The 4,411-nt window shown below is 50.5% G+C and carries 4 protein-coding genes; 2 read left to right on the top strand and 2 right to left on the bottom strand.

Translation table 11 applies throughout. The features are described 5' to 3' along the window. On the bottom strand, positions 1-181 hold a 181-nt coding region (locus tag QUA40_RS27750), incomplete at its 3' end, for a hypothetical protein (protein WP_333131788.1). Between QUA40_RS27750 and QUA40_RS27745 the strand changes: the two genes are divergently transcribed. Both QUA40_RS27745 and QUA40_RS27740 read left to right on the top strand, forming a co-directional pair. Continuing rightward, the gene (locus tag QUA40_RS27745; protein ID WP_333131786.1) at positions 170-1,591 is read left to right on the top strand and encodes a CHAT domain-containing protein; all 1,422 of its coding nucleotides are present in this window, start codon (positions 170-172) and stop codon (positions 1,589-1,591) included. The genes QUA40_RS27750 and QUA40_RS27745 overlap by 12 nt on opposite strands. Positions 1,592-1,718: 127 nt before the next feature. Then, positions 1,719-3,806 (top strand): hypothetical protein, encoded by a 2,088-nt coding sequence (locus tag QUA40_RS27740; RefSeq protein WP_333131784.1) that lies wholly within the window; start codon positions 1,719-1,721, stop codon positions 3,804-3,806. 143 nt (positions 3,807-3,949) lie between these two features. Here QUA40_RS27740 and QUA40_RS27735 read toward each other — a convergent pair whose 3' ends face one another. Continuing rightward, positions 3,950-4,318 carry a hypothetical protein gene (locus QUA40_RS27735; RefSeq protein ID WP_333131783.1) on the bottom strand — a complete coding sequence of 123 codons (369 nt, stop codon included), beginning with the start codon at positions 4,316-4,318 and terminating at the stop codon, positions 3,950-3,952. Between the last annotated feature and the right edge of the window lie 93 nt (positions 4,319-4,411).

The following is a 4,411-nucleotide window of genomic DNA, read 5'->3' as shown; positions in this document are numbered from 1 at the left end:
GTTCTTCCGAATACACTATCGGTGACTGCCGTGCACACAGGACTTCCAGACCAGGCTCAGCAGACACCTTGACAGGGCTGGCGATCGCCAGCACAGTCAAATATTCCCACCCACATCCCAACTTTTGCCAACTGCTGCCGCCAACGGCGTCCTTAACCGCCCCAAAATCATGCACTACCAATCCCAGCACCAACGCCAAAAACACACGACTCAGAAAAAAATTAAAAAAGCTATTTTTTACTGTTTGACAGCAATATTTTTCTGCTGGAGTACGGCGAACATCGCTACAATTGCCCAAAACACAGGCCAGGGCGGACTGGGCGGACAAGAAATGAGAAATTTGCTCGATCAGGGAAACCTCACCGAAGCTGTAACCAGAATCGAACAGAACTGGGAAGAAGACTATCAAAAATACTTTGAACAAGACTTTGGGGCCCGTGCGAAAACTGCCCAAGCAATATCAAAAACTCTCTCCCGCCTAGCAGTTCAAACCAAGAAAAAACCAGCTTTAATTTACGCTATCCCGCGCACCGACCAACTAGAATTAATCTTAATATTGCCCGATCGCCCGCCCATTCACCGCAGCGTCCCCGAAGCCAAACAAGAGACACTGCTCTCAGTAGTCCAAGAATTCGGCAGCGAAATCACCAACCCGGTAAAACTCAACACAACTACCTATTTAGAACCAGCTCAACAACTATACAAATGGATAGTTGCACCCCTAGAAACAGATTTGCAAACAGCAAAAATTGAAACCTTGCTGTTCTGCGTCGGCGCAGGTTTGCGAACCGTACCCCTAGCAGCAATGCACGACGGAAAGCAATTTCTGATCCAAAAATACAGCCTCACCCGCATCCCCGCATTCAAATTCACAGACAGCAATTACACCGACCTCAGAAACGCCCAAGTCCTAGCAATGGGAGCATCAAATTTTTCAGAAACGGCAAACAAAGAACCGCTGCCGGCAGTGCCGTTAGAATTGGGCGCGATCGCCCGACAGTGGCCCGGTCAATCCTTTCTCAACGAAGATTTCACCATAGTCAACTTGCAATCCCAGCGACTGCAACAAAAATACGGAATCATCCACCTCGCCACCCACGCCGAATTCCGCCCCGGAACCCCAAATAACTCCTACATTCAATTTTGGGACACGCAACTTAGACTAGATCAAATGAGAGATTTAAAATGGAACAATCCGCCCCTCGAACTATTAGTATTAAGCGCCTGTAGAACCGCCTTGGGAGACAAAGAAGCAGAACTCGGATTTGCCGGTTTAGCGCTGCAATCAGGAGCAAAATCAGCCCTCGCCAGCTTGTGGTACGTCAGCGATGCGGGGACTCTCGCTTTGATGACAGAGTTTTACCAGCAGTTAAAAATCCGCAGGCCAAACGACCCTCCAATCATTAAAGCTGAAGCTCTCAGGCAAGCACAAATTGCCGCGATCGAAGGCAAAGTGACGATCGAAGGCGGTCAACTGCGAAGTTCCCGAGGCGACATTCCCTTGCCCCCGTCCATCCCCAAACTCGACAGCAAAGATTTATCCCATCCGTATTATTGGGCAGCATTCAGCATGATCGGCAGTCCTTGGTAAGTGGGCCTCTTGACCGACAGTGGTGATAGGCTATAAAACATAAGTAATTTAATATCTGTAGCTGTCGCTCAACAAACCACCACCAACCTGTGACGAATCAAGCGGGAGCCTTCAAGGGGAAAGAAAGATGAAAAAATTAGAATTTTTGCTACAGAAAGAAGGCGATCGCGCCTGGTTGCCCCTAGAAACCTCCGACGTGGAAATTCTAGAAGGTAAATACCGTGTTGTTGCTCGCATTCAGCACCCCAACACCGACATCGAAATTCGCGTTACCCATACCTCCTTCGACGAAGGGGCGCAGCGGAAAGTCCAAAGCCGATCAGCCCGCACCAACCCCGAAGGATTAGTCGTGATCATTCCCTACACCAGGCTCAAACCCGGACTGTGGGAACTCTCCTGCTTGCCCGATCCCCAATCAACACCACTAAAACCTTGGCAGTACGGCGTTCAGTTGGAAGTATTGCCTGCAGAATCGGAAACCTCCGAACCCCTACCGCCGATCGACCAAACCGAACCCGCAACTTCCCCCGCAGCACCACAAATCGCAGCATCGGTCGATCGCCCAGCCCCACAAATTGCAGCACCGGTCGATCGCCCCGCACCAACCCCAATCCCAGCAGCCGCTGAGGCACCGCAGCAGACCAAAATCTACCAATTCCCAATTCCCCAAACCGCCGAACCCAAACCGGGCGTCAAACTCGAACTCGCTCTCGATCGAGAAACCTTCGTCACCCAACTCGGTCGCCCCTTAATCATTTCCGGCAAAATCGACATTCCCCAACCCCCCCAACAAAGCAGAAAAACAGCAACTCTCATCCCCGAATCCGAAGCGATAGAACTCAAACAACTCATCGGTTCAGCACAACTGCAAATTTACCTGCGCGACCCCCAAACCTCAAAAATTCTCGCAGAAATCCAGCAGCCGATGCCAGAACAAGTTCCCCCCTGCATCTTTGCCTGCGTCACCTACATCCCAACCGAGTGCAAAAGTCGCCTAATATTAGGAGAAGCAATTCTCAGCAGCGGCGGCGTCACCCTAGCCACCAAACTATTCACAATTACAGCCCGTTTAGAGCACCTTCTACAGGAAATTAAAGACAATTTCATCGAAGAAAAGCATCAAGCCGAACCCTCCCCAACAGCCTCAAAACCGTCTGGAAGCGCCAAAAATATATCCTTCCTCAAGCTAGTAGAAAAATCCTTAGACCCTCCCTCCCCCGCTGAAGCCCCAACCACTGAAGCCCTACCCCCTCTCTTGGCTTCGCGTCACACCCCAAGTCCAGGCGGTCTAGAACTGCCCGCATTTGGTAACAAACTGCCCGACAGCAGCCGAGTGCAATTGCTGTCGGAAATCTCCAATTCGCCTCGAACTGCCCCAGAGTCGATCGACCCGCAAACCAAACCTTTAGACCTCCCGAATCCCACTCAGACAGCCGAAATCGCAGCGATTGACCAAAAAATCGAAAACAGCCCAGAATTAGCAACAACAGCCCCAGAAACTCCCCCAGGACCCACAAAACAGGCATTTCAAACTTTAAACGTCCAAAATAGATTTTGGTCGCGGCTGAGTTCCTTAGCCAGCAACGGCGAATCCCCCGAATGGCTCAAAGCAACCACCCTGTCCCCAACTCCAAAAACCGCCGCTAATAGCAGCGACCAAATTGCCGTTGTGGAAGAAAGCAGCCCAACCCAGCAGCAACCCGAAACCACGGAAACAAATTCCGACCCCAAATCCACTAGCCCGGAAGCCAGAGAATTTGTCGTTTTTGATGAGCCCCCGCAGCCAAAACAAGTTGCTCAAAAAACCACAACTGTCGCAGCAGAAGTAACTCCCCCGACTCCCTACGTTTTGCCAGAAGACGAGTTAGTACCGATGCCTATTTTGGAATTGCCACGCGCCGAAATCCTCGCGGGCCAGGCTGTAAAAGTGCAAGTGCAGCTTCCGGAATTAATGCCCCGGATTTATGTGAAAGTTTGGGTATACGATCGACAAACCTACCTGATTCTTGACGGGCCGCGCTGGATTACCGAATTTAAAGCTAACGGGTTGGGAAATGTTCGAGCAAGTGTCGAGTTAGAGATTCCCTACGGCTGCATGGAAGTCGAATTTGAGGCGATCGCCGTCGAAATGCAAACTCAGCGGGAAAGCCACAAAATAAGCGTTCACCGCCAAGTTTTACCCCCAGCCGGGCCAAGTTTGCCCCTGGATGGGTAAGCCAAAATCCGCGTGCAGCCACGTTCATCCGCTGACATCTGCGGTAAAAAAAAGCCTCTTGACAAAAGACTATTAGAAAAATCTGGATTTGGTGGCGAGAAATCGAGGGATCTGCCCGATTTCTCGCCCGCGCCAGTCCTAATCTACTTACCAGTCAACTGCCGAAACTTCTTCTTAAACTTATTCTTATACACGTAGATCGATCGCTGTAAATCCTCAACTTGCAACGACATCTCCGCCGCCAAACCCGTGCGGTTCCAAACATCCTCCTCACACTTGCGGCGACAAAAATTCATCGGTTCCGAGTAAACTTTCTCAGTAGATAAAGTCGGCTTCGGCCCGCACCAGTGAATCACCGTCGCCTGAGTGCGATCGCCAGCAGGCCCGCTTTCTTCCACCGGAAACCGCTTCCTCAGCAAATCCTGGTCAAAATCCGGCATCAACAACTGCATATCCACATTGTGCACCCGCAGTCGATTTTCTTGTGCCGCCCGGAAAATCATAAAGTTCAAAAAACCCATTTCTCCGTACTTAGGGCTTGCTGAATAATCGATCGCAAACTATGAATAGGAGCGACCGATATATTCAAACTCAACTAAAGATAA

The sequence above is a fragment of the Microcoleus sp. Pol11C3 genome, from assembly GCF_036701485.1.
In the GTDB taxonomy this organism is placed as follows: domain Bacteria; phylum Cyanobacteriota; class Cyanobacteriia; order Cyanobacteriales; family Microcoleaceae; genus Microcoleus.
Note: the sequence above shows the minus strand (reverse complement) of the source record. Positions and strands in the feature narration are given on the sequence as shown.

Excerpts from the sequence above, each read along its gene's own strand:
- QUA40_RS27745 (WP_333131786.1), top strand. The coding sequence starts at position 170 with ATGCACTACCAATCCCAGCACCAACGCCAAAAACACACGACTCAGAAA.
- QUA40_RS27740 (WP_333131784.1), top strand. The coding sequence starts at position 1,719 with ATGAAAAAATTAGAATTTTTGCTACAGAAAGAAGGCGATCGCGCCTGG.